24 protein-coding genes and 1 pseudogene are annotated in these 24131 nt (G+C 72.8%); 12 read left to right on the top strand and 13 right to left on the bottom strand.

All coding sequences use genetic code 11. The annotated features are described in order from the left end of the window. Positions 1–8: 8 nt before the first annotated feature. From OG218_RS03390 to OG218_RS03370, 5 genes are all read right to left on the bottom strand, one after another. Positions 9–842: a hypothetical protein gene (locus tag OG218_RS03390; protein WP_328291795.1), complete on the bottom strand. Its 834-nt coding sequence runs from the start codon at positions 840–842 to the stop codon at positions 9–11. Positions 843–908: 66 nt separating this feature from the next. Next, the gene (locus OG218_RS03385) at positions 909–1331 is read right to left on the bottom strand and encodes an ATP-binding protein (protein WP_328291794.1); all 423 of its coding nucleotides are present in this window, start codon (positions 1329–1331) and stop codon (positions 909–911) included. 95 nt (positions 1332–1426) lie between these two features. Continuing rightward, positions 1427–2707 (bottom strand): HRDC domain-containing protein, encoded by a 1281-nt coding sequence (locus OG218_RS03380; protein WP_328291793.1) that lies wholly within the window; start codon positions 2705–2707, stop codon positions 1427–1429. A 149-nt stretch (positions 2708–2856) separates the two neighbouring features. Continuing rightward, positions 2857–3459 (bottom strand): response regulator transcription factor, encoded by a 603-nt coding sequence (locus tag OG218_RS03375; RefSeq protein WP_328291792.1) that lies wholly within the window; start codon positions 3457–3459, stop codon positions 2857–2859. A gap of 124 nt (positions 3460–3583) precedes the next feature. Continuing rightward, a complete protein-coding gene (locus OG218_RS03370) occupies positions 3584–4168 on the bottom strand; it encodes a DUF3000 domain-containing protein (protein ID WP_328291791.1) in 585 nt (194 codons plus the stop codon). A gap of 63 nt (positions 4169–4231) precedes the next feature. On the opposite strand from OG218_RS03370, the gene hemE reads away from it, so the two are divergent. Genes hemE through hemQ form a run of 3 tightly spaced genes read left to right on the top strand, consistent with a single transcriptional unit; the run spans position 4232 to position 7376 of the window. Beyond that, positions 4232–5284, top strand: a complete 1053-nt coding sequence (gene hemE, locus OG218_RS03365; protein WP_328291790.1) for a uroporphyrinogen decarboxylase — start codon at positions 4232–4234, stop codon at positions 5282–5284. Then, positions 5272–6654, top strand: coding sequence for a protoporphyrinogen oxidase (gene hemG / locus OG218_RS03360; protein ID WP_328291789.1), 1383 nt, complete (start codon positions 5272–5274; stop codon positions 6652–6654). The genes hemE and hemG overlap by 13 nt, the downstream gene beginning before the upstream one ends. 14 nt (positions 6655–6668) lie before the next feature. Next, a complete protein-coding gene (gene hemQ, locus OG218_RS03355) occupies positions 6669–7376 on the top strand; it encodes a hydrogen peroxide-dependent heme synthase (RefSeq protein WP_328291788.1) in 708 nt (235 codons plus the stop codon). 20 nt (positions 7377–7396) lie between these two features. Here hemQ and OG218_RS03350 read toward each other — a convergent pair whose 3' ends face one another. The 3 genes from OG218_RS03350 to OG218_RS03340 are packed head-to-tail and all read right to left on the bottom strand — an operon-like array spanning position 7397 to position 8688. Then, positions 7397–7690: a hypothetical protein gene (locus OG218_RS03350; protein ID WP_328291787.1), complete on the bottom strand. Its 294-nt coding sequence runs from the start codon at positions 7688–7690 to the stop codon at positions 7397–7399. A 14-nt stretch (positions 7691–7704) separates the two neighbouring features. Continuing rightward, on the bottom strand, positions 7705–8142 hold the full coding sequence (gene msrB / locus OG218_RS03345; RefSeq protein ID WP_328291786.1) for a peptide-methionine (R)-S-oxide reductase MsrB: 438 nt from the start codon (positions 8140–8142) through the stop codon (positions 7705–7707). 36 nt (positions 8143–8178) lie between these two features. Next, entirely contained in the window at positions 8179–8688 is a 510-nt protein-coding gene (locus OG218_RS03340) for a hypothetical protein (RefSeq protein ID WP_328291785.1), read from the bottom strand. An 82-nt stretch (positions 8689–8770) separates the two neighbouring features. Between OG218_RS03340 and OG218_RS03335 the strand changes: the two genes are divergently transcribed. The 6 genes from OG218_RS03335 to OG218_RS03310 are packed head-to-tail and all read left to right on the top strand — an operon-like array spanning position 8771 to position 13248. Next, positions 8771–9088: a DoxX family protein gene (locus tag OG218_RS03335; protein ID WP_442906454.1), complete on the top strand. Its 318-nt coding sequence runs from the start codon at positions 8771–8773 to the stop codon at positions 9086–9088. Further along, on the top strand, positions 9085–10248 hold the full coding sequence (locus OG218_RS03330) for an alpha/beta fold hydrolase (protein WP_328291783.1): 1164 nt from the start codon (positions 9085–9087) through the stop codon (positions 10246–10248). Before OG218_RS03335 ends, OG218_RS03330 begins: the two co-directional genes overlap by 4 nt. Then, positions 10245–11222, top strand: coding sequence for a zinc-dependent alcohol dehydrogenase (locus OG218_RS03325; RefSeq protein WP_328291782.1), 978 nt, complete (start codon positions 10245–10247; stop codon positions 11220–11222). Before OG218_RS03330 ends, OG218_RS03325 begins: the two co-directional genes overlap by 4 nt. A gap of 13 nt (positions 11223–11235) precedes the next feature. Then, the gene (locus OG218_RS03320; protein ID WP_328291781.1) at positions 11236–11610 is read left to right on the top strand and encodes a 6-pyruvoyl trahydropterin synthase family protein; all 375 of its coding nucleotides are present in this window, start codon (positions 11236–11238) and stop codon (positions 11608–11610) included. Between the two features lie 7 nt (positions 11611–11617). Then, entirely contained in the window at positions 11618–12508 is an 891-nt protein-coding gene (locus tag OG218_RS03315) for a glycosyltransferase family 4 protein (RefSeq protein WP_328291780.1), read from the top strand. Continuing rightward, positions 12505–13248: a class I SAM-dependent methyltransferase gene (locus OG218_RS03310; RefSeq protein WP_328291779.1), complete on the top strand. Its 744-nt coding sequence runs from the start codon at positions 12505–12507 to the stop codon at positions 13246–13248. Before OG218_RS03315 ends, OG218_RS03310 begins: the two co-directional genes overlap by 4 nt. Positions 13249–13322: 74 nt before the next feature. Here OG218_RS03310 and OG218_RS03305 read toward each other — a convergent pair whose 3' ends face one another. Continuing rightward, the gene (locus OG218_RS03305; RefSeq protein ID WP_328291778.1) at positions 13323–14756 is read right to left on the bottom strand and encodes an HNH endonuclease signature motif containing protein; all 1434 of its coding nucleotides are present in this window, start codon (positions 14754–14756) and stop codon (positions 13323–13325) included. 239 nt (positions 14757–14995) lie between these two features. Here OG218_RS03305 and OG218_RS03300 point away from each other — a divergent pair, with 239 nt between their 5' ends. Continuing rightward, complete coding sequence (locus tag OG218_RS03300) at positions 14996–15394, top strand: hypothetical protein (protein ID WP_328291777.1); 399 nt, start codon at positions 14996–14998, stop codon at positions 15392–15394. Here the strand turns inward: OG218_RS03300 and OG218_RS03295 are convergent. Genes OG218_RS03295 through OG218_RS03280 form a run of 4 tightly spaced genes read right to left on the bottom strand, consistent with a single transcriptional unit; the run spans position 15378 to position 19488 of the window. After that, positions 15378–16295, bottom strand: a complete 918-nt coding sequence (locus OG218_RS03295) for a hypothetical protein (protein WP_328291776.1) — start codon at positions 16293–16295, stop codon at positions 15378–15380. The genes OG218_RS03300 and OG218_RS03295 overlap by 17 nt on opposite strands. Next, positions 16292–17536, bottom strand: a complete 1245-nt coding sequence (locus OG218_RS03290; protein ID WP_328291775.1) for a CaiB/BaiF CoA transferase family protein — start codon at positions 17534–17536, stop codon at positions 16292–16294. Before OG218_RS03290 ends, OG218_RS03295 begins: the two co-directional genes overlap by 4 nt. Positions 17537–17572: 36 nt before the next feature. Further along, the gene (locus tag OG218_RS03285; protein WP_328291774.1) at positions 17573–18628 is read right to left on the bottom strand and encodes a permease; all 1056 of its coding nucleotides are present in this window, start codon (positions 18626–18628) and stop codon (positions 17573–17575) included. A gap of 17 nt (positions 18629–18645) precedes the next feature. After that, entirely contained in the window at positions 18646–19488 is an 843-nt protein-coding gene (locus tag OG218_RS03280) for an aldo/keto reductase (RefSeq protein ID WP_328291773.1), read from the bottom strand. A 65-nt stretch (positions 19489–19553) separates the two neighbouring features. Between OG218_RS03280 and fdh the strand changes: the two are divergent. Beyond that, a pseudogene (fdh, locus tag OG218_RS03275) lies at positions 19554–22787 on the top strand (formate dehydrogenase); the annotation flags it as partial. 191 nt (positions 22788–22978) lie between these two features. Beyond that, complete coding sequence (locus tag OG218_RS03270) at positions 22979–24103, top strand: 4Fe-4S dicluster domain-containing protein (RefSeq protein ID WP_328291772.1); 1125 nt, start codon at positions 22979–22981, stop codon at positions 24101–24103. Positions 24104–24131: the final 28 nt, after the last annotated feature.

Raw genomic sequence — 24131 nt, 5'->3', positions numbered from 1 at the left:
CGGACCCCTCAGTCGGCGAGGACCCGCTCCACGAGCCGCGGGCTGCTCGGCGCGAGCGCCACCTCGTCCAGCGTCACCAGCACCGGCCGGCGGAAGCCCCGGTCCGCGGCGTCGGTGGCCATCCAGGCGGCACCGACGTAGGCGGGGTCGATGCGGGCGAGGTCGAACCAGCCGCGGGTCCGGTCGGGGATCGCGACGGCGCGCAGCAGGTTCCCGACGGCCCGGTCCGGGCCGGCGACGAGGTGCTCGCGCAGGGTCCGCGACGCCAGCAGGGTCGGGACGTCGCAGCCGGCGACGGGGCGGAGGAGACCGTCGGTGGCGCCGAGTCCCCGGCTGCCGGCGTCGCGGACCAGTCGTCGTGCGACGAGGGCGCCGATGTCCTCGAGGCGGGCCAGGTCGACGTCGCTGAGCCGGGAGGAGCGGCCGGTGGCGCGGGCGGAGGCGACGGGGACCGGCAGCGTCCGTTCCCGCACCCGTCCGCCGCTCTCGTCGCGGACCACGACGCCGAGGCCGAGGTCGAGCGCGCCCCCGAGCTGGGGGGTGTGCGTCCAGCCGTAGGCGGGGTGGCGGTCGGCCCCGACGGGGATCGCCAGCGGAACGGTCCAGACCTCACCGCGGTGCAGTTCCAGGTGGGCGTGCAGCAGGTCGGCCACCCGCAACCGGGCGACCTCCTCACCGGCGCCGGCGGCCGTGCGGGCCAGGTCCGACCACTGCAACGGCGAGCAGCCGGGCATCCGGACACCCTCGTCGTCGAGGTCGACGTCGAGGTCACCGAGCACGCTGGCGGCGAGCACGCAGCGTCGTAGGAGGGCCCTGATGGGGCGCGGCTGATCGGTGCTCACGTGGCAGACGGTAGGCGAAACCACGCCTGCGCCCGACTCGGCGTCCCCCGAACGGGCGCAGACGGCTCACCCGGTGGCGAGGTGGAACCAGACGGTCTTGCCGCCGGAGCGCTCCTGGGGGCTCGGCCAGTCGCCGGAGGCCTCGTCGGTCTCGCTGCCGTCGCTGCCGTAGACGCCCCAGGTCGTGGCGAGGGCGTCGACGAGGGCGATGCCCCGACCTTCCGTGGCTCCCGGCGACTGCTCGCGCAACGTCGGGACGCGTTCCTCGTGGTCGGAGATGCCGACGAGGATGCCCTCCTCGTCGTGGGTCAACGACAGGACGACCGGGCCCCGGCCGTGCGAGAAGGCGTTGTGGACCAGTTCGCTCGTCAGCAGTTCGGCGATCCAGCGCCGCGCGGCGGGCAGGTGCTCGTCGGGGCAGTGGTCACAGACCCAGTGCCGGGCCATCGCCGCTGCGGAGAGCTGCTCGTCCAGGGTGAGGCGTTCCACGTCCACCTCCGTCGCCGTTGACGCACCACTTCGTCGTGACGCGGTGTCGACGATGACGCACGAACGGCCGCTCGGCAAGAGGAGCGGTGTCGAGCTCAACCAGCGTCGGGGACGGGTTCCGCGTCCGGTTCGGGGACGCGGGCCTGCGCCATGGCCTCCGCGACGGGTCCCGACACCAGGTCGAGCTGCCAGGCGCGGGCACCGCGCGTGGCCAGCGCCGCCCGGACACCCTCGGCGTCCAGCGGCTGCGGGGGAGCCCACGCCACCCGGCGCAGGGCGTCGGGCTGCAGGACGTTCTCGACCGGGAGGGCGTGTTCCTCGGCCAGCGCGGTCACGACGGCCCGGGCCGCGTTGAGCCGGGCCGCGGCGAGCGGGTCCTTCGCCGCCCACGCCCGCGGCGGCGGCGGACCGTCGCTGCGGGGAGCGTGCGCGGGGAGCTCCGACTCCGGCAGGGCCAGCCCCTCGGCGACGGCGTCGGCCCACACCTGCAGCTTCGTCTTCGCCGCACGGCCGGTGAACCCCGACGTCGAGGCGAGGGCCTGCGCGGTGCGGGGGGTGGCGCGGGCGGCGGCGACGATCGCGGAGTCGGGCAGCAACCGGCCCGGGGAGGTGTCGCGTCGGCGGGCCTCGCTGTCGCGAGCCGACCACAGCGCCCGCACGACGGCGAGCTGGCGCCGTGAACGCACGGCGTGCAGACCGGAGACGCGCCGCCACGGCTCCGCCGGTGCGACGGGCGTCGGGGCGTTGGCGACGGCGGCGAACTCCTCCAGGGCCCAGTCCAACTTCCCCTGCGCGGCAAGGCGTTCAGCGAGGACGTCACGGACCTGGACGAGCACCTCGACGTCGAGGGCGGCGTAGGTCAACCACGGGACGGGCAGCGGGCGGGTCGACCAGTCGACCGCGGAGTGCTCCTTGGCCAGTCGCAGGCCGAGCAGTTCCTCGACGACCGCCCCCAGACCCACGCGGGGCAGACCCGCGATGCGGGAACCGAGTTCGGTGTCGAACAGGCGGGTGGGGCGCATGCCGAGTTCGGCCAGGCAGGGCAGGTCCTGGTTCGCGGCGTGCAGCACCCACTCCACGTCCGCGAGGACCTCGCCCAGGGCGGACAGGTCCGGCAGCGCGTCGGGGTCGATGAGGGCGGTGCCGGAACCCTCACGGCGCAGTTGGACCAGGAACGCCCGCTGCCCGTAGCGGTAGCCGGAGGCGCGTTCGGCGTCGACGGCGACCGGGCCGGTGCCGGCCGCGAACGCGGCGACGGTCTGCGCGAGCGCGGCCTCGTCGGTCACGACGGGCGGCAGGCCGTCGGCGGGGACCGACAGCATCGGGAGCTCGGGCCCGGCCTGTTCAGGCTCCTCTTTCGTCGGCGTCTCGGTCACGGCACCACCGTACGTGACCGCTCAGCTGAGCCGTCGCACGATCGGGGGTGCGGCGACCGGCCGGGTCGAGGAGGGGGAGAACGCCGAACGCCGCCCACCGGAGGCGGGCGGCGTGACGAGGAGGGGTGCTCAGCCCCCCTCCAGGCGCGTCACTGGATGACGCCGGCCCGCAGGGTGATCGCGACCATCTCGGCGCGGTCGCCCGTGCCGAGCTTGCGGGCGATGCGGGCCAGGTGGCTCTTCACCGTCAGCGCGGACAGGCCGAGCAGGGCGCCGGTGTCCTTGTTGGACCGGCCGTCGGCGACGTGCTGGAGCACCTCGACCTCACGCTCGGAGAGGCTGTCGACGCCGTTCTCCCCGGTGCGTCCCTCGAAGCCCACCCCTTCGGGGCGGGTCGTCACGAGGTAGCAGCGGACGCCGGCGGCGACCGCACCGCGGACCGCGAACGGGTCGGCGTTGCTGGAGAGCACGACGCAGCGGTTCCACCCGGCGGCGCGCAGCTCGGAGACGAGCTGGGCGCCGGAGCCGTCGGGCAGTCCCGCGTCGGCGATGAACAGGGCGCGCGGGCCGGTGCGGGCCATCGCGCGGGCCTGGGCGACGCTCGTGGCGTGCTCGACGTTCACGGCGCCGAGCATCCGCAGCGTGCGGGTCACGGACTCGCGGACGGCGGGATCCGCCACAGCGACCAGAGCCGCGAAGCGGCCGAGCCGGGAAGGTACAGCCATCCCGGGGCGTTCGACGAGTGCCGTCACCGTCGTCCTCCTGCAGGCGATCGGCGCCCGCCCACTGCGGAACGCCTCCATCATTCGAGAAGGTGATCGGCCCATCCGGGGGGTTCCTTGAACACTTGGTGACGCGTGTCTCAGTGCGCGCGTCTCAGTGCGTGCGGCCACCGAGGGACACGACGCCCTCGGGCAGCGGCGGCAGACCCGCCACCGTGCACACCAGGACCTCCCACGCGTGCAGGTGCGCCGCGATGTCCGTCGGGTCCGTCGGCGTCCACGACGCCCGCAGTTCCACGTCCACGGACGCGGGCCGTTCGGCCAGAGCGCCGTAGCCCTCCGACAGCACCCGCGTCACCGTGCCGCCCACGCTGGTGGCCTGGGCGCCGGCCGAGGCCAGACCGTCCTCCAGCCAGGACCACCCGACCTGCCCCAGCATCGGGTCCTCACCGAGCTCCGACTCCAGGTCCGCGCGGACGTAGGTCACGACGCGGAAGTCGCCGTCCCACTCCGCCGGCCGGGTCGGGTCGTGCAACAGGATGAAACGTCCGGTCGCGAGTTCGTCACCGTCCAGGACGACGTCACCGGCCACGGCCAGGGCGTAGGGCGCGATGCGCGCCGGGGCGGGGACCTCCGTCAGCACCAGCTCCGAGCGCAGGCGGACGGCGCGCACCGCGGCCACCGCGGCCTCGAAGGCCGGCGGAGCACCGGGCGCTCCCGGGGTCCGGTGCGCACTCACGGCACGGAGCCTAGGCACCCCGACCCCGCGGGGGCGTCAGCCACGCCGTGGGACCATCAGCGCGTGCCGCTCGAGAACTCGCCCTACCTCCACGCCGCCCGCGGGGGCACCACCCCGCACCGCACGCCCGTCTGGTTCATGCGCCAGGCCGGTCGCTCGCTGCCGGAGTACCGCGAGGCCCGTGCCGGGACGACGATGCTGGAGTCCTGCCGCATCCCCGAACTCGTCGCCGAGATCACCCTGCAGCCGGTCCGCCGCTACGACGTGGACGCCGCCGTCTTCTACTCCGACATCGTCGTGCCGCTCGAGGCCGCCGGTGTCGACGTCGAGATCGTCCCCGGCACCGGACCCGTGATCGCGCAGCCCTTCCGCACCCGTGCCGACCTCGACCGGATCCCGGAACTCTCCCTCGACGCCCTGCAGCACGTCACCGACGCCGTGGGGCTGACCGTCGCCGGGCTCGGCGACACGCCCCTCGTCGGGTTCGCCGGCGCCCCGTTCACCCTCGCCAGCTACCTCGTCGAGGGTGGTCCGTCCCGGGACCTGTTGCGCACCAAGGCCTTGATGCACGCCGACCCGGAGCTGTGGCACGACCTCGCCGCCCGCCTCGCCCAGATCGCGGGGACGTTCCTACGCGCCCAGGTCCTCGCCGGCGCCTCCGGCGTCCAGCTCTTCGACTCCTGGGTCGGGGCGCTCCCGCTGACCGACTACGAACGGCTCGTCGCCCCGCACTCCGCGACCGCGCTGGCCGCCGTGGGCGACCTCGGGGTCCCGCGCACCCACTTCGGCACCGGCACCGGGGAACTCCTGGGCGCCATGGCCGCGATCGACGGTGGCGTCGACGTCCTCGGCATCGACTTCCGCCTCCCCCTCGACGTCGGGGCCGCCCGCGGCGCCGCCGGAGCCGGTCGTCCCGTCGCCGTCCAGGGCAACCTCGACCCGGCCCTGCTCTTCGCCCCCTGGGAGGTGCTGCGCGCCGACCTGCACCGCATCCTGGCGGAGGGCGAACGGGCCGGCGCCGGGCACATCGTCAACCTCGGCCACGGCGTCCCGCCGACCGCCGACCCGGCCGTCCTCGCCCGGGTCGTCGAGGAGGTCCACGCGTGGCGGAACTGACCCGTCCGCACGTCGTCGTCGTGGGGGCCGGGATCTCCGGTCTCACCGCGGCCTGGGAACTCAGCCGCCACGACGAGTTCACGATCGAGGTCCGCGAGGCCGCGCCGGTCGTCGGAGGCGTGCTGCAGGGCAGCGAGATCGGTGGCGTCACCGTCGACGTCGGGGCCGAGTCGATGCTCGCGCGACGTCCCGAGGGCGTCGCCCTGATCCACGACGTGGGTCTGGGCGGGGAACTCGTCCACCCCGCCACCACCCGCGCGAGCCTGCGCTCGCCCGGCCACCTCGACCCGCTGCCCGCCGGCACCCTGATGGGCGTCCCCCGCTCCGCCGCCACGGTCGAGGGTTTCCTCGACCCCGCCGACGTCGAGCGGGTCCGGGCCGAACCGGGACTGCCCGCCCCGCCGCTGGATCACGACGTCGCCGTCGCCGACTACGTCGCCGCGAGGGTCGGTCGGGCCGTCGTCGACCGCCTCGTCGAACCGCTGCTCGGTGGGGTCTACGCCGGCCACGCCTCGAAGCTGTCCCTGCAGGCCACCGTCCCCGCGCTCTGGCAGCACGCCGTCCGCGGCGGATCCCTGCTGGAGGCCATCTCCGAACCCCCGGTCGCGAACCCGGCCCCCGTCTTCGCCGGCCTGCTCGGCGGCCTCGCCACCCTCCCGCGCACCCTGGCCACGAAGCTGGCTGAGCGCGGCGTCACGATCGCCACCTCCACCCCCGTGCACCGCCTCGAACGCACCCCCGACGGCTGGCTCGTCGACGCGACCCCCGCCGACGCCGTCGTCCTCGCCGTCCCCGCGCCCGCCGCCGCCCGGTTGCTCGCGGGACCGGTCCCCGCGGCCGCCGCCCTGCTGGGTGACGTCGAGACCGCGAGCATGGTCATCACGGCGCTCGCGGTCCCCGCCGTCGAACTGGCCGGGCTGACCGGGTCCGGCGTCCTCGTCCCGCCCGCCGTCGGGGCGCTGGAAGGGCTGCGCGCCAAGGCCTTGACGCTGTCGGGCAACAAGTGGGGCTGGGTCGGGGACCAGAGCGGCGACGTCGCGGTCCTGCGGGTCTCCTCGGGACGTGCGGGGGAGACCGAGGCCCTGGAGGCCGAGGACGACGACGTCGTCCGCTGGGCGGTCGCCGACGCCTCCCGGTTGCTGGGCCGGGAACTGCACCCGCTCGACCACGACGTCGTCCGCTGGTACGACGGGCTGCCGCAGTACGCCGTCGGCCACGTGGACCGCGTCGCGGCGGTGCGCTCGGCGCTCACGGGCGTCGGGCGCCTCGCCCTCTGCGGTTCCGTCCTGGACGGCGTGGGCGTGCCCGCCTGCATCGGTGCGGCCACCCGTGCCGCCGCCGAGGTGCGTGCGCAGCTGCAGATGGTCTGAGGGAGGATGCGGGCATGACCGAGCAGCACACAGCAGCACCCAACGCCGACACGATCAACGACACCATCGCCTACACGATGTGGTCGGTCTTCGCCGTCGAGACGCCCCTCGGGGACGCCGAGCGTGCGGCCCTGACCCAGGAGGTCCAGGACCTGCTCGACGAGCTCACCGGCAAGGGCCTGGTCGTCCGCGGGCTCTACGACGTCGCGGGTCTGCGCGCCGACGCCGACCTCATGTTCTGGTGGTACGGCCCGACGGTCGAGATCGTCCAGGAGGCCTACCGCCGCCTGCGCCGCACCCGCCTGGGGCGCCACCTCGCACCCGTCTGGTCCGTCGTGGGCCTGCACCGGCCGGCGGAGTTCAACCGTGGCCACGTGCCCGCGTTCATGTCCGGCGACCAGGCCCGCGACTACGTCTGCGTGTACCCGTTCGTGCGGTCCTACGAGTGGTACCTGCTGCCCGAGGGTGAGCGGCGCACGATGCTGCGCGACCACGGTCTCGCGGCCCGCAGCTACGAGGACGTCCGCGCGAACACCGTCTCCGCGTTCGCCCTCGGCGACTACGAGTGGATCCTCGCCTTCGAGGCCGACGAGCTGTACCGCATCGTCGACCTCATGCGCGACCTGCGCGCCACCGAGGCCCGTCGTCACGTTCGGGAGGAACTGCCGTTCTTCACCGGCCCGAAGGTCGCCCTCGGCGAACTCGTCAACGCCTTGCCCTGACGAGTCCGCCTGCGGGAGAGTCAGACCTGGCGGTAGTCCCGGTCGGAGTCGGCGTCGCCACCACTGACGGCGTCGACGTCCGGGACCTCCTGGGCCAACCGCTCGTCGAGGGTCTCTTCGTTGCGGTCACCGTCCACGATGAGTTCCGCCGTCGCGTTCGACAGGTGCTGGTCGGGCTCCCAGGTGTCGTCCTGGTCGTCGGCCTCGAGGGTGTCGCTGGACAGGTCGTCGGCCTGGTCTCGCTCCGTCTCCTGGTCCAACGAGGAGTCCGCCGCCTGCAGGTCGGGGTCCAGTTCCGGGATCTCGTCGCTCATGGGGTCAGCCTGCCTCAGGCCTGCGCGGGACGCAGGCTGAGGCTGATCGAGTTGATGCAGTAGCGCTGGTCGGTGGGGGTCGGGTAGCCCTCGCCCTCGAAGACGTGACCGAGGTGCGAACCGCAGTTCGCGCAGCGCACCTCGGTGCGGCGCATGCCGAGGGTGTCGTCGACGAGGAGTTCCACCGCGGTGGAGTCCTTGGGGTCGAAGAAGGACGGCCAGCCGCAGTGCGAGGCGAACTTCTCGTTGCTGGTGAACAGCTCCGACCCGCAGGCGCGGCACGCGTAGACGCCCTCGGTCGTCGTGTCCTCGTACTCGCCCGTGAAGGGCCGCTCCGTGCCGGCCTGGCGCAGCACGTGGTAGGCCTGCGGGTCGAGTTCCGCGCGCCACTCAGCGTCGGACTTGGTGACGTTGTAGGTCTTGCTCGTGGTGTCGGGCGTGTGCGCAGTCATGTCCCGTTCAACCTCCCCGTGCTCGGCGGTGTTCCGTCACCCGAGTCTGGTCGTGCCCGCGTAGACGTGCAGGACCGGGACCCCGAACTCGTCGCGCGCCCTCGAGGCCCAGTCGGTGTGCAGGGTGTCCTCCACCGCGTGCGGACGGGTCACCACGACCAGCTCACGGGCGTCGGGTCCTTGGAGCAGGGCCTCCCGCACCGCCGGCAGCGGGTCGTCGTCCGTCGTGCGGCCCTCCGCGCTCAACCCCAGCTCGCGCAACGCGGCCAGCGTGGCCGCCAGGGCCGTCTCGGCGTCCGCCCGGGCCCCGTCGGGGTGGCGGCCCTCCCGGACCTCCGCGAACGCCTCCTTCAGCTCACCGAGGCTCAGGTGGTCGAGGAAGCCCGCCAGCAGGCTCCGCTGGGTGTCGGCGGGGACGAGGACGACGTGGCGTACGTCGTCCCCGGCGGCGCGGGCGTCCGCGTGCAGCTCGGCGACGTTGCGGGCGTCGACGTCACCGAACGCCTCCTCGGTCAAGACGACGACGGTCCAGGTGTTGGGGTCCACGCGGTGACCCTAGGGGACGTCGGGCAGGATCGCCGGTGTGATCAGCGCCGTCCCGTCCCGCAGGTGGGTCCCCGTCGCGACGATGTTCGGCGTCGCGGGCCTCGCCCACTTCGTCCGTGCGGCGCACTTCGACGAGATCGTCCCGCGCGCGCTGCCGGGCAGCGCCCGCACCTGGACCCTCGCCTCCGGCGTCGTCGAGCTCGGACTGGCGGCCGGGTTGGCGCTCCCGCGGACCCGCCGCGCGAGCGGCACGGTCGCTGCGGCCTTCCTGGTCGCGGTCTGGCCCGCCAACGTCACGATGGCCCTCGACGCGAGGTCCCCCCGCGCCCGCGCGATCACGATCGCCCGGTTGCCCCTGCAGGTCCCGCTGATCCGTGCCGCCTGGCGGGCGGGACGGTGAAGGCCTCCCGCCTCGTCCCGCTCGCGGCGGCGCTCACCGTCACCGCGGTCGGTGCCGGGCTGACGGGCGTCGCGGTGTCCTTCGCCCGCGCCGTGGTCACCCCGCGCCCGCACAAACCCGACGACGTCGAGGTCCTGCAGGTCGGACCCCACCGGGTCGTCCTCGAGCAGACCGTCGACACCGTCGTCCCGGGCCGCTACGGCGTCTGGACCGACGGCGGCCGGGGGCACTTCCGCGTGGGGGACGTCCTCGACGTGACCGACGGCCGGGTGACGCGGGAACTGCTCGGCGTGGACCGGGGGGTCCCACGGCCCGGGTCGGCGCGCTGGAACCAGTACTACTACTCGGGCGACCCGAGCACGGCCCTCGGTCTCGCCCACGAGGACCTCGTCGTCCCCGGCGAGGTCGGGGACCTGCCCTGCTGGTTCGTCCCCACCGCCTCGCGGGGCGAGAGCGACGTCTGGGCGGTCCTCGTCCACGGCCGCGGCGCCACCCGCGAAGAGGCGTTGCGGGCCCTCCCCGTCCTGCACGAACTGGGCATCCCGTGCCTGGTCCCCAGCTACCGCAACGACGCCGACGCCCCGGCCGCGAAACCGGGCCTCTACGGCCTCGGCGACACCGAGTGGAACGACGTGGAGGCGGTGGCACAGCACGCGATCGACTCCGGCGCCCGGCGTCTGCTCGTCGTGGGCTGGTCGATGGGCGGGGCGATCCTGCTGCAGTTCGTCGCCCGCTCGCCGTTGGCCGAGAAGGTCTGCGCGCTCGTCCTCGACGGGCCGGTGGTCGACTGGTACGACGTGCTGGACAACCAGGCGCGGCAACGGGGGATCCCGATCCGGTTGGGGCGCTACGGGTTGCGCCTGCTCGCGCATCCCGTCGGTCGGCGGCTCGTGGGGGTCCGGGGACCGGTCGACCTCCGCGCCATGGACTGGGTGCGTCGCGCCGAGGAACTCGTGCTGCCCGTGCTGCTGCTGCACTCCGACGCCGACGACTACGTGCCCCACGGCCCCTCGGAACGCCTGGCGGCGGCGCGGCCCGACCTCATCACCTACGTCGCGAGTTCCACCGCCCGCCACACCAAGGAGTGGAACGTCGACCCCCCGCGCTGGGAGAGCGCCGTGCGGGACTTCGTCACCGCGAAGCTGGAGGAGGTCCCGTGAGCGTCGCCCGCGCGTTGTGGGTCACCGGTCCGGGCCGGGCGGAACTGCGCGACGAGCTCCTGCCCGTCCTCGGTGTCGCCGACGTCGAGGTCCGCGCCGAGTTCTCGGCCGTCAGCCGCGGGACCGAGGCCCTCGTGCTCGCGGGCGGGGTCCCCGAGAGCCAGCACGACGTCATGCGCGCGCCGTTCCAGGCCGGGGAGTTCCCCTACCCCGTGAAGTACGGCTACCTCTCGGTCGGGACCGTCGTGCACGCCGGGGCCCGCGCGCAGGACCTGGTGGGACGCGCCGTCTTCTGCCTGCACCCCCACCAGGACCGCTACGTCGTCCCGGCCTCGGCCGTCCTGCCCGTCCCCGCGGGCGTCCCCACCGGCCGGGCCGTCCTCGCGGGGATGCTGGAGACCGCCGTGAACGGCGTGTGGGACGCCGGCGTCGGCATCGGTGACCGGGTCAGCGTCGTCGGTGCGGGCGTCCTCGGCCTGCTCGTCGCGGCGCTCGCGGCCCGGGTTCCGGGCACCGACGTCGAAGCCGTCGACGTCCGCACCGACCGCTCACGCACCGCCGACGACCTGGGGTTCCGCCTCGTCGCCCCCGACGACGCCCGCCGGGAACGCGACGTCGTCCTGCACACCAGCGGGACCGGGGCGGGCCTGACCACCGGTCTCGGCCTGCTCGGCTCGGAGGGGCTGCTGGCCGAACTCAGCTGGTACGGAGACCGCTCCGTCGAGGTCGGGCTGGGGGAGGGTTTCCACTCCCGGCGACTGACGATCCGGGCCAGCCAGGTCGGTCGGGTACCCCCCGCCCGCGCGCCGCGCTGGACGACGCGTCGCCGGCTCGCGCTGGCCCTCGACCTGCTGACGGACGACCGGTTCGACGTGCTGCTGGACGGCGAGACCCCGTTCGACGAGGCCGCCACCGTGCTGCCCGCCCTCGCCGCCCCCGGCGGCGACGCCCTCTGCCACCGTTTCCGCTACTGAGGAGCCCCTGACCGTGTACTCGTTGACCGTCCGCGACCGGATGATGATCGCCCACAGCTTCACCGGGGCGGTGTTCGGCCCGGCCCAGCGGTTGCACGGGGCGACGTTCGTCGTGGAGGCGACGTTCCGACGGGCCGTCCTCGACGCCGACGGCCTCGTGGTGGACATCGGGATCGCCGCGGGGGCCCTGCGATCGGTCCTCGCGTCGGTGGAGTACCGCAACCTCGACGACGTCGAGGAGTTCGCGGGGAAGAACACGACGACGGAGTTCCTCTGCGCCTGGGTCGCCGACCGGCTCGCGGACCGGCTCGGGACGGGTCTGGACAGCATCGAGGTGCTGCTGCGCGAGTCCGACGTCGCGTGGGGTTCCTACGAGCGAACCCTCTGATGTCGTCGTGAGGTTCTTGCTCGCGCCCGACCTCTCGGCGCCGACCGGCGGGAACCGCTACGACCGGGAACTCCTCGACCGTGCCCCCCTGTCCCACGTGGTCGTCGGGGACCTGCAGACCTCCCTGGCCGGTCTCGCCGACGGGTCCACGGCGTTACTGGACGGGCTGGTCGCCACGGAGCAGCCCGACGTCCTCGCCGCGCACGCGGGGCGGCTGCGGCTGGTCCTGCTCGTCCACCTGTTGCGTGCCGACGATCAGCCCGCGGGCTCCCTCCTGGCCGAGGAGGTCCGCGCCCTGCGACTGGTCGACGCCGTCGTGGTGACCAGCCGCAGTTCCCGCGTCCGGGTCCTGGAGGTCGCCGGAGTGGGCGCGGTCGTCGCCGAACCGGGAACCTCGCCCGCACCGACGTCTGCGGCCCTCGGCGCGCACCGGCTCCTCTGCGTCGGGACCGTGGGTGAGCGCAAGGGGCAGCGGGTGGTCGCGGAGGCCGTCGCGGCCCTCGGCCCACCCTGGTCGTTGCACTGCGCCGGAACCGTGGCCGAGGGTTTGTCCCTCCCCGGGACGACCCTGCTCGGCCCCCTGCACGGCGACGCCCTCCAGGCGGAGTGGGACCGGGCCGACCTGCACGTCCTGCTCTCGAGCGCGGAACCCTACGGGATGGCCGTCGCCGAAGGTCTGCGACGCGGGGTGCCGTCGCTGGTCGCGGACGCCGGGGAACTCCCCGAACTCGTGGGAGACGCCGGGATCGTCGTGCCCCGACGGCCCGCGGACGTCGCGGAGACCCTGCAGCAGTGGGCTTCCGACGCGTCGCTGCGGTACCGGCTGCGTTCTGCGGCACGAACCCGCTCGCTCCCGACCTGGGACGAGACCGCACGGATCGTGGAAGGTGTCCTGTGAACGACCTGGAGAACTTCGATCCGGACTGGCTGGCCCTGCGGGAACCTCTCGACCACGCGACCCGGTCCGCCCGCCTGGAGGAACTGCTCGTCCCGGCGCTCGCCGACCGCCCGGCCCTGCGCATCGTCGACCTCGGTGCGGGTTCGGGCTCCACCCTGCGCCACCTCGCCCCGCGGCTGGCGGAACTCGGGGTGGACGCCGAACAGCACTGGCTCCTCGTCGACCACGACGAGGAACTCCTGCAGCGGGCGCTCGCGACCCCCGCCCCCGCCGCGACGTCCGTGCGGACGGCGCGGGCGGACCTCGGCGACCCGGACGCGCTGCGGTCGGTGCTCACCGGTGCCGACCTGGTCGTGGGTTCCGCCCTGCTGGACGTGCTGTCCGCGGCGGTGGCCGACACCCTCCTCGACGGGTTGTCCGCCCTCGCACCCCGCCCCGCGGTCCTGTTCGTGCTGACCGTCACCGGCGGGGCCACCACCGAACCCCCCGCCCCCGAGGCTGCCGCCGGTTTCGACGCAGACCAGCGCTCGCACGGTCTCGGCCCCGACGCGGTCGAGTTCTGCGTGGCAGGTTTCGCCGCCCGGGGGTGGACCGTCGAGCGGGAACCGACCCCCTGGCGGCTGGCGGACTCGCCCCTGCTGCAGGAGTGGGCGCGGGGGTGGTTCGGTGCCGCCGGGATCGAGGCGCCGGCCGTGACCTCCGCCGTGGTGCCGCACGAGGATCTCCTCGTCCTGCCCTGAGGGACGTCGCAGCCAGGGCACGCAACTCTGCGCCCCCGCAGCCTGCCGGTTGCGGGGGTGACTCGTGGTGGGGGTCAGAACGGTGGTTCGTCTGGAAGCCCGGGCCAGAGTTCTCCCGGCTTCCCGAGCCTTGCGTTGATCCTGGCGTGGTGGGCCTTCGTGGCTTCGAAGACGTACTGGGTCTTGAAGCGGTGATGGCCTCGACAGTAGGCGCGGAGGTTGTTCGCGGTGGTCTGACCTTCGGGCCTGGGGATGGCGTGGTCGAGGTCGCAGTTGACGGCGGGAACGTGGCAGCCGGGAGCTTGGCAGTACTCATCACGGGTGGTGATGAAGCGGCGCATGGTGTCGGTGATGGCGTAGGCCTTGGCGCCGATGTCGATGACGTCTCGGGTGCCGGGGGATTCGATGACCTTGCGCCACATCGCGCCGACGCTGGTGGCGAGTTCGCGGGTGACGTGGGCGGGGACGGGTCCGACGCCGTCGACGGTGGCTTCTTCGTCGTCGAGGCCGAGGAGGGTGGTGGCGTCGATGCGGACGTAGACCTGGACGGACGTCGCGGGGCGGTGGGTGCGCCCGATCACTGCGGGTGAATCAGCGGTGGCAGGTGTGGTGGGATCCGAGAGGGCGGGGACGGCGCGGTTCATGGCGTCGGTGAGCATGTCGACGATGACGTCGCGAACTCGCTGCCCGTGGGACCGGGTGTCGACGAGGCCGGCCCTCTTCGCAGCGTCCGCGGCGTGGTCGGCGGCAGCATTGGTGTGCGCCACCAAGCGGAGGGCGAAGGCGGTGGGGGCGATGAACCCGAGGTGGCTGTGGAGGCCGTCTTCGCAGGGGGTGTGTCCAAGTCCGTGGCGGTCGTCGTTCTTGGCGAGGGTGACGGATTCGTAGCCGGGGGTCAGTTCCCGGACTTTCCGGGAGCACTTGATGCTGAGCTTCCGTCCGGTCAGGCCGGTTTGCGCGTGGTGGACGGCGTCGGTGAAGTAGTCCTGCAGAGCCGCGGTGTAGGCGTCTCCTTGGAGGAGTTTCTCTTCTTCGGTCACCTCTTGGGAGGTGACGTTGCCATCGGGGTCGAGGTGGTCGGTGAGGGTGGCGGTGCGGGCGCTGAGGCGTTCGGCGTGGTCTTCGATGGTGCGGGCCTGGTAGCGGGTGACACTGCCGTCGGCGACGGCTTGCCAGAGGGTGCGGTGGTCGTGGCCCTTGCGCCAGGCGTTGTGGATGGTGGCGCGGGCTCGGTCGAAGTCCATGCCTTCGTCGCGGGAGTACTCCTCGGCGACGAGGTCGACGGCGGCCTCCCAGCGGTCGAACCCGGTTCCGGTGATGGTGACCCCGCGGTCTTGGAGTTGGTCGAGGTCGGGGTGGGGGGAGTCGTGGACCATGGTGACGGCGTCGGCGACGCCGAGGTAGAACAGGGCGTGGGCGGCGTCGGCGAAGCGGCGGTACTTGCCGGGGAGGCCGAAGGCGACCCCGGTGGGGGTCTCTTCCGTTCGCTCCGCGAGTGCCGCTGTCATGTCCTGAGTCTACCGTGTTCGAGCGGTTCGAACAAGTTCGTATTGCCTGCAGTGCAGTGGATGTGGGTGCACTGAAGGGTGTGTCGGTACGGGTTCGGTGAACCGTCAGGAACCCCTCCTGCCGAGCCAGGACGATCAGGGACTTGTCAGGCTCTGCACGGGGAGTCCCCGGCCCCCGGTGCCATCGTCGTGACTGCGCCTGCGACGTCGCGGGCGCACCAGCTTCCAGGAGGACGATGATGGCGAAGCAGCGCATCGGACGCGGGCCCCTCGACGTGGTTCTCGAGGACACGACCACCTCGCACCCCCGCCTGTACGTGCGGGACGGCAGTGGACTGGTGATGGTCCTGCCGGTGCACGTCGACTCCGTGCGGGACGTGCGGGCGCACCTGGACAGCCCGGGGGCGGGGGAGGCGTGCGACGTCGAACTCGTCGACGAGTCCGGTCAGGTCGCCTCGCGGTGGGGGAGTTTCGCCTGCCCGGGCCAGGCGGCCGCGTTGGCCGTCGTCCTGCTGGGTTCCGACCGGAGCCTCGTGGACGCCCGGGTCGTCGCCCACGGCGGGCCGCGCCGGGGTGCCACCGTCGAGGAGGTCCGCTGGCACCGGACGCCCTTCGTGCCCGCTACGGCCTGGGGCTGAGCGTCCACGGGAAGGCTCCGGCGGTCGAGCGCGCACCCTGCGCCGCCTTCGAGGCGCCGGGTTCGCCGAGCTCGGCCAGGACCGACTCGGACAACTGCACGAGTTCCGCGAACGTCTGCGGGGTGAGCCAGTCCGGCCGCAGACCGAACACGAGGTCCTCGGTGGCCGTGTTGCCGCTCGCCCCGGGCGCGAACGGGCAGCCGCCCAGGCCCCCCAGGGTGGCGTCGACGAAACCGGCACCGGCTGCGACGGCCGCGTGTGCGTTCGCGACCCCCTGGCCCCAGGTGTCGTGGCCGTGGAAACCGATCCGCCGCTCCGGGGTCTCGGTCCGCACCCGGGAGATCAGCGAGCCGACCTCCGCCGGGGTCGCCTGACCCAGGGTGTCGCAGACGACGATGTCCTGGGTGCCGGCGGTCCGCGGGTCGTTGGCGATGCGGATGACCTCGTCGGGGTCGACGGGACCGTCGAACGGGCAGGTGAAGCTCGTGGCCAGGCACAACTGGATCCGCCCGCTCTCGGCGGCTGCGATCCCGTCCGGCACGGTGTCCAGGCTCTGCTCGGTGCTGCGTCCGAGGTTCGCGCGGTTGTGGGCGTCCGACACCGAGAGGCAGTACTGGAAGTTCACGACCCCGCGTTCGGCCGCGCGGCGCACGTGACCCGGGGTGGCGACCCACACCCAGCACCGCCGCAACTCCTCCGGGGTCAGGGCGTCGACGACCTCGAGGGTGTCGGCCAGTGTGGGGACGAGGTCGCCGCGCGCCATCGAGCCGATCTCCAGGCTCGGGACCCCCAGGGCGAGCAGGGCCCGGACGATCTCCACCTTGCGCGCGGTGCTCGGTGCACGGCCGACCAGTTGCAGGCCGTCCCGCAACGTCACGTCACGCAGTTCCACCGTGCTCACGAGAGTTCCCCCGTCGCCGCGAACTGCTGTGCACGCTCCGCGGACCACCCCAGGACGCCCGTCAGGACCTCGACGGTGTGTTCGCCGAGGTCGGGGCCGACGCTGCGCACCGGCAAGGACGTGGCCCCGAGCAGCGGCACGATCCCCGGGAAGTCCACCGGCTGCGGACCCCGTCCGGCGTCCACGCGGAGCTCCTGCACCATGCCCCGGACGCGGTACTGCGGATCGGCGCGGATGTCGGCGGCCTCGTAGATGGGGCCGGCCGGGACGCCGGCGACGTCGAGGACGTCGAGGACCACCGCCCGGGTGCGGGTCGAGGTCCACGCCGTGATGGCCTCGTCGAGCTCGTCCCGACGCTGCCACCGGGCCGCGTTGCTCCCCAGGTCCGCGTCGTCGGCGAGGTCGGGACGGGCGATGGCGGTCATGAACCGGGCGAAGATCGAGTCGCCGTTCCCGGCGATCACGACGCTGCCGTCGAGGCACTCGTAGGCGTTCGTCGGCGCGATCCCCTCCATGCGCCCGCCGACCCGCTGCCGCGTCACCCCGTAGGCGGAGTGGTCGGGCACGAGGGACTCCATCATCGACAGGACGGCCTCGTTGAGGGCGACGTCGACGTGCTGGTCCACCGGACCGAGCGGTGGTGCGCCCGCGGCGGAGCGCCGGTCCCGTTGCAGCAGCGACATGACGACCCCGAAGGCGGCGTAGAGACCGGCGATGGAGTCCCCGATGGAGACCCCGGTGCGCGACGGCGGGCGGTCGGCCTCGCCGACCAGCGCGCGGAGTCCGCCGAACGCCTCGGCGACGGCCGCGAATCCCGGGCGGGCCGCCATCGGACCGGTCTGCCCGAAGGCGGAGATCCTGGCCACGACGAGGTCGGGGTTCTCCGCGTGCAGATCCGCCGCCGAGAGCCCCCACCGGTCCAGGGTCCCCGGCCGGAAGTTCTCGATCAGCGCGTCGGAGGCGCGGACCAGTTCACGGACGACGTCGCGGCCCTCGGGGGTCCGCAGGTCGACGACGATCGACTTCTTCCCGCGGTTCACCGTCCGGTAGAGCATCGACGTGTCCCCGGCGTAGAGGCGCCAGTTCCGCAGTTCGTCACCGGTGCGGGGGCGCTCGACCTTGACGACCTCGGCCCCGAAGTCGGCCAGCAACCTCCCCGCCGTGGGGGCGGCGATGTAGTTGCCGAGCTCCAGGACCCGCAGGCCCGAGAGCGGCAGGGGACGGTCGTCGTCGGTCGGCACGGCTCGATCCTGCCCGATGCGCCCGCCGTCGAGCGCTCAGGTGGTGAGGGAGAGGAGCCCGGCCCCCAGGAGCCCGCCGGCAGCGACCGTCGCCGCGGTCCAGAGGACGACGCGGCGACGCAGCACCCCCAACACCATGACGGCCGAGGGGAGGCTGATCGCGGGGAGGGTGATCAGCAGCACGCCCACGACCGCGGGTTCGAGACCCGCCGCGGCCAGGCCCTGGGTGATGGGCACCTCGCCCGCGGTGGGGATGACGAGCAGGGTGCCGAGCACGATGGCGAGCAGGACGGTCAACACCCCCCACGAACGGGCGGACTCCCCGAGCGGGAAGAGCCAGCCGGCGAAGGTGCCGACGGCGAAGACGACGAGGAGGTACTCCGGGACGAGGACGAGAGCCATCCGCGCCAGGACGGGCAGGAAGCGCCGGGGCCCACCGTCGTGCTCGGTGACGGCGTCGCCGGCCTGCGCCGCGACGCGTTCCCCGGCGAGGCGGGCCACCAGGACGGAGCCCCCGGTCACGACCAGCAGGCCGACGACCAGCCGGGTCACCACCCACTGCCAGGGCGCGACCAGAGCGAGGAACACCAGGACCGCCGGGTTCAGCAGCGGGTTGCCCAGCCAGTGCGCCACCACGCCTGCGGTCGGTACCCCGCTGCGCCGCAGGGAGTTCGCCACCGGGGCGGTGCAGCAGGAGCACATCATCGACGGGGTCGCCAGCAACCCGCCGACGACGGCGCTGGAGGTGTCCCGCCGGCGCTGCAGCAGCGAGAGCAGCCACCGCCGGGGCACGAGCGTCTGCACCCCCGCCGCGACGACAAGCCCGGCCACGACGGCCTTCCACACGGCGAGGGCGTAGACCTCGGTGAACTCCCAGCCCGCGCGGAGGCTCGGGCCGGTGCCGGGTTCGATGCCGGCCCCGGCCAGGACGGAGGAACCGCTCCAGTCACGGGTACCGAGCAGTTCCTCCGTCCTCGCCGTGTACGGGGACCACTTCGCCCAGAGGAGCAGGACGGCCGTCAGCCCGAGGAACGCCAGGAACCCCGGCAGGGCCACGCGCCGGAGCACCGGCGGGGACGACCGGACGGTCATCGGGATCCCTCCAGGGGTCAGCTGGGGACGTAGTCCATGGTGTCGGGGTGGCCACCGGTGCGGCCGGCGTCGCCCTGGTCCAGGGCGGAGATCAGGGCGAGGTCCTCCTCGGCCAGCTCGAAGTCGAACAGCGAGAAGTTCTCCTCCATCCGCGACGGCGTCACCGACTTGGGGAAGACGATGTCGCCGCGCTCGATGTGCCAGCGCAGCACGACCTGGGCCGGGGACTTCCCCAGGCGCCGGGCGACGTCGGTGATGGTCGGGTCGTCCAGGACCTTGCCCTGGGCGATGGGCGACCACGCCTCGACCCCGATCTGGTGCTCACCGCAGTAGCGGCGCACCGCCTCGTTGCCGAAGTAGGGGTGCACCTCGATCTGGTTCACCGCCGGGACGACGGTGGTCTCCTGGGCGAGGCGCTGCAGGTGGTTGACCTGGAAGTTCGAGACGCCGATCGACTTCAGCCGGCCGTCGGCCCGGGCCTCCTCGAGCACCTTCCACGTGGAGACGAAGTCGCCGCCGTAGAGCGTGGGCAGCGGCCAGTGGATGAGGTAGAGGTCGATCGGTCCGCCGAGCTTGGCGACGGAGTCGTCGATGGCCTGGCGCGCCTCGTCGGGTTCGTGGAAGCCGTTGTTCAGCTTGCTGGTGATCCACACCTCGCCGCGGGGCACGCCGGAGTCGAGCACGCCCTGGAGGGTCTCGGCCTCGTTGCCGTACATCTGCGCGGTGTCGAGGTGGCGGTAGCCGAGGTCGAGCGCGGTCTTGACGGCCTGCGCGGTCTCGGTCGGGTCGATCTGGAAGACGCCGAACCCGAGCTGGGGGATCTCGCGGCCGTCGTTGAGCATGATGGTGGGTACGGACATGGCGGACACGCTGGTACGACGCGTCGGGGTGCGCATCTCGAGATCGCGGGCGTAACCTCCCGTTCGTGGGCATCAAGACGTTCCTCGAGGGCTGGCCGGTCTACCGCCAGCTGACCGGTGACGACCCGTTGGGGCGCGGTGCGGCGTCGCAGTCGAACCGCTCGAAGTCACTGACCCCCCGGACGGTCACGGCCGACCGGGTCGCCAAGTCCGTCTGCCCCTACTGCGCCGTCGGCTGCGGTCAGCGCGTCTACGTGAAGGACGAGAAGGTCGTCCAGATCGAGGGCGACCCCGACAGCCCCCACTCGCGCGGTCGCCTCTGCCCCAAGGGCTCGGCCAGTGAGCAGCTCGTGAACGGCGACTCCCGCCAGACGAGGATCCGCTACCGCGCGCCCTACGCGAGCGAGTGGTCCGACCTCGACCTCGACACCGCCATGGACATGATCACCGACCGGGTGATCGACGCCCGTCGCCGCGGCTGGCAGGACCGTGACGAGCAGGGCCGCCGGCTGAACCGGACGATGGGGATCGCCAGCCTCGGTGGGGCCACGCTGGACAACGAGGAGAACTACCTCATCAAGAAGTTGTTCACGGCCATGGGTGCGATCCAGGTCGAGAACCAGGCTCGCATTTGACACTCCGCCACGGTGCCCGGTCTGGGTGCCTCGTTCGGTCGCGGTGGAGCCACCGGTGACCTGCAGGACCTGAGCAACGCCGACGTCATCGTCATCCAGGGCTCGAACATGGCCGAGTGCCACCCGGTCGGGTTCCAGTGGGTGATGGAGGCCAAGGCGCGCGGGGCCAAGGTGTTCCACATCGACCCCCGCTTCACGCGCACGAGCGCGCTCGCGGACACCTACCTGCCCATCCGCTCGGGCACGGACATCGTCCTGCTCGGGGCGATCATCAACCGCGTCCTGGTGCAGGAGCGCGACTTCCGCGAGTACGTCCTGGCCTACACCAACGCCTCGCACCTGGTCAGCGAGGACTTCCAGGACACCGAGGAGCTCGACGGGCTGTTCTCCGGCTTCGACCCCGAGACCCGCTCCTACGACACCAAGTCCTGGCAGTACGCGGGAGCGGAGGGGCACGGGGACGAGCAGGAGGAGACGGCCGAGTCGCAGGACAGCGAGTCGGGGCACTCCCTGGGCGCCGGCGGCGCGGCCGTGGACCACGAGAGCATCCAGCGCGACCCGACGTTGCAGGACCCGCGTTGCGTGTGGCAGGTCATGAAGCGGCACTTCGCGCGCTACACCCCGGAGATGGTGGCCGACGTCTGCGGCATCCCCACCGACCTCTTCGAGGAGCTCGCCGAGGCGTGGATCTCGAACTCGGGCCGGGAGAGGACGGGCGTGCTGGTCTACAGCGTCGGCTGGACCCAGCGCGGGACGGGCGTGCAGTACATCCGGGCCGGCGCGATCCTGCAGCTGCTGCTGGGGAACATGGGCCGCCCCGGCGGTGGCGTCATGGCGCTGCGGGGCCACGCGTCGATCCAGGGGTCCACGGACATCCCCACGCTCTACAACCTGCTGCCCGGCTACCTGCAGATGCCGCACGCCGAGCGGCACCCGAGCCTGGCGGAGTACGTCGACGCCATCAAGGGCGACAACCAGAAGGGTTTCTGGGCCAACGCCGACGCCTACACCGTCAGCCTGCTGAAGGCGTACTTCGGTGACGCGGCGACGGCCGAGAACGACTACCTCTTCGACGAGCTGCCCCGCATCTCCGGCGACCACGGCACCTACAGCCAGGTCATGGACATGATCGAGGGCGGGAAGATCTTCGGGTACTTCCTGCTCGGGCAGAACCCCGCCGTCGGCTCCGCCAACGGTCGGGCCCAGCGCCTGGGGATGGCGAACCTCGACTGGATGGTCGTGCGCGACCTGGTCATGATCGAGAGCGCGACGTTCTGGAAGGACGCGCCCGAGGTCGAGACCGGGGAGATCGTCACCGAGCAGTGCCGCACCGAGGTGTTCTTCCTCCCCGCGGCCTCGCACGTGGAGAAGGAGGGCACCTTCACCCAGACGCAGCGGCTGCTGCAGTGGCGGGAGAAGGCGGTCAACCCACCGGGCGACGCGACGAGCGAACTCTGGTTCTTCTACCACCTGGGCCGCCGGATGCGGGAGAAGCTCGCGAACTCCACCGACCCCCGCGACCAGCTGCTCCTGAACGTCGCGTGGGACTACCCCACCCACGGGGAGGAACAGGAACCCAGTTCCGCGGACGTGCTGAAGGAGATCAACGGGTACGGGCCGGACGGCCTGCTCCCCGGCTACACGGCGCTGAAGGCGGACGGGTCGACGTCCAGCGGGTGCTGGATCTACTCCGGGGTCTACGCCGACGACGTCAACCAGGCCGCCCGCCGCAAGCCCGGACGCGAGCAGTCGCTGCACGCCCCCGAGTGGGGCTGGGCCTGGCCGATGAACCGTCGCGTCCTCTACAACCGCGCCTCCGCCGACCCGGACGGGAAGCCGTGGAGCGAGCGCAAGGCCCTGGTGTGGTGGGACGCGGACGCCGGGCGCTGGGTCGGGGACGACGTCCCCGACTTCGAGGCGACGAAACCGCCGTCCTACCGTCCCCCCCAGGGGGCGACCGGGGTGGAGGCCATCGCCGGTGACGACCCGTTCATCATGCAGAGCGACGGCAAGGCCTGGCTCTACGCGCCCAAGGGCGTCGTCGACGGCCCGTTGCCGGCGCACTACGAACCGGCCGAGTCGCCCTTCCGCAACGCCGTCTACACCCAGCAGGCGAACCCCGCGCGGGAGATCTACACCAACCACCTCAACGAGGTGCACCCCTCGCCGCCGGAACTGGGCAGTCAGGTGTTCCCGTTCGTGTGGATCACCTCCCGCCTCACCGAGCACCACACCGCCGGCGGCATGAGCCGCTACCTCCCCTACCTCGCGGAGCTGCAGCCGGCGCTGTTCATGGAGGTCTCCCCGGAACTGGCCCACCTGCGCGGGTTGGAGCACCTCGGCTGGGCGCACGTCGTCACCGCCCGCGCGGTCGTCGAGGCCCGCGTCCTGGTGACCGACCGGCTGACCCCGTTGAAGGTGCAGAACCAGCTCGTGCACCAGATCTGGTTGCCCTACCACTGGGGCCAGGGTGGCCTGACGACGGGAGACGTCGTGAACGACCTGATGCACCTCACCCTGGACCCGAACGTGCACATCCAGGAGTTCAAGGCCGGCACCTGCGACGTCGTCCCGGGCCGCCGTCCGCGGGGTCCGGCGGTGCTCGACCTCATCGACACCTACCGCGTCCGGGGCGGGGTGACGATGGCGTCGGGTTCGGTGGCGCGGACCTCCGACCTCATCGCCCGCGGCGGACGGGGTGTCGCCGACCTGGCCCAGACGGGTGCTGACAACGTCGGCGTCGGGCACGACGACCGGGAAGTGGAACGGGTGTTGAGCGTGCGCCACGACGGCAGCGAGCCGAGGGTGCTCGATCCAGACCCCGCCGAGGGGCTCGACCCCGGGAACGAGGACCGATGACCGCCCTGGACGACCTCGCCGGCAGCCTGTACGGCCGCCTGGACGACCCGGCGCGCGACGCCGGCCACGAGGCGCCGCCGCCGCGGAAGGGGTTCTTCACCGACACCTCGGTCTGCATCGGCTGCAAGGCGTGCGAAGTGGCGTGCAAGGAGTGGAACGCCGTCCCCGAGGACGGCATCGACCTCCTCGGCATGTCCTACGACAACACCGGTGGGCTCGGCGCGGACTCCTGGCGGGCGGTGGCGTTCATCGAGCAGTCCCGGCCGGTCGTCGACGCGCTGCAGCAGGAGACGGTGTCCGCCGGGTTCGACGCCTTCGAGGAGGCGGCGCGGCTGGGGACCGGGGTGCCCGGGGGGCAGCCGCTCGCGGACCGGGCCTACCAGAACTCCTCCCACGGCGGAGGCGGTGGTGGCGGCGGCTGCGGCGGTTCCTGCGGGTCCTCCGCCGCGGCGCCGACGAAGCCCGCGGCTCCGGCCGACAAGAGCACGGGTCAGTTCCTGGGGATGCCGGGGATGCTGGCGCCCGCGCCGCTGCCGGACCGGGACGGCCGCCAGGACGTCCGGTGGCTGATGATGTCCAACGTCTGCAAGCACTGCACGCACGCCGCGTGCCTGGACGTCTGCCCCACGGGTGCCTTGTTCCGCACGGAGTTCGGGACCGTCGTCGTCCAGGAGGACGTCTGCAACGGGTGCGGCTACTGCGTCTCGGCCTGCCCCTACGGCGTCATCGACAAGCGGGAGAGCGACGGCCGGGCCTGGAAGTGCACGCTGTGCTACGACCGCCTCGGTGAGGACCAGACTCCCGCCTGCGCACAGGCCTGCCCCACCGAGTCGATCCAGTTCGGTGACCTCGACGAACTCCGGGAACGCGCCGAGCGTCGTCGTCAGCAGCTCCACGACGTCGGGGTCACCGAGGCCCGGTTGTACGGCGAGAACGCCGAGGACGGGGTGGGCGGGGACGGCGCGTTCTTCCTCCTCCTCGACGAACCCGAGGTCTACGGCCTGCCGCCGGACCCGGTCGTCACCACCCGCGACCTGCCCTCCATGTACAAGCACATGGCCGCGGCCGCGGGGTTCATGGTGCTCGGTGTCCTCGCCGCCTCGGTGGGGCGGCGCGGGTGAACCCGAAACCGTCGCAGGAGACGCCGCA

Source organism: Kineococcus sp. NBC_00420, assembly GCF_036021035.1.
Lineage (GTDB): Bacteria > Actinomycetota > Actinomycetes > Actinomycetales > Kineococcaceae > Kineococcus.
This window is presented reverse-complemented; position numbering and strand designations above follow the sequence as displayed.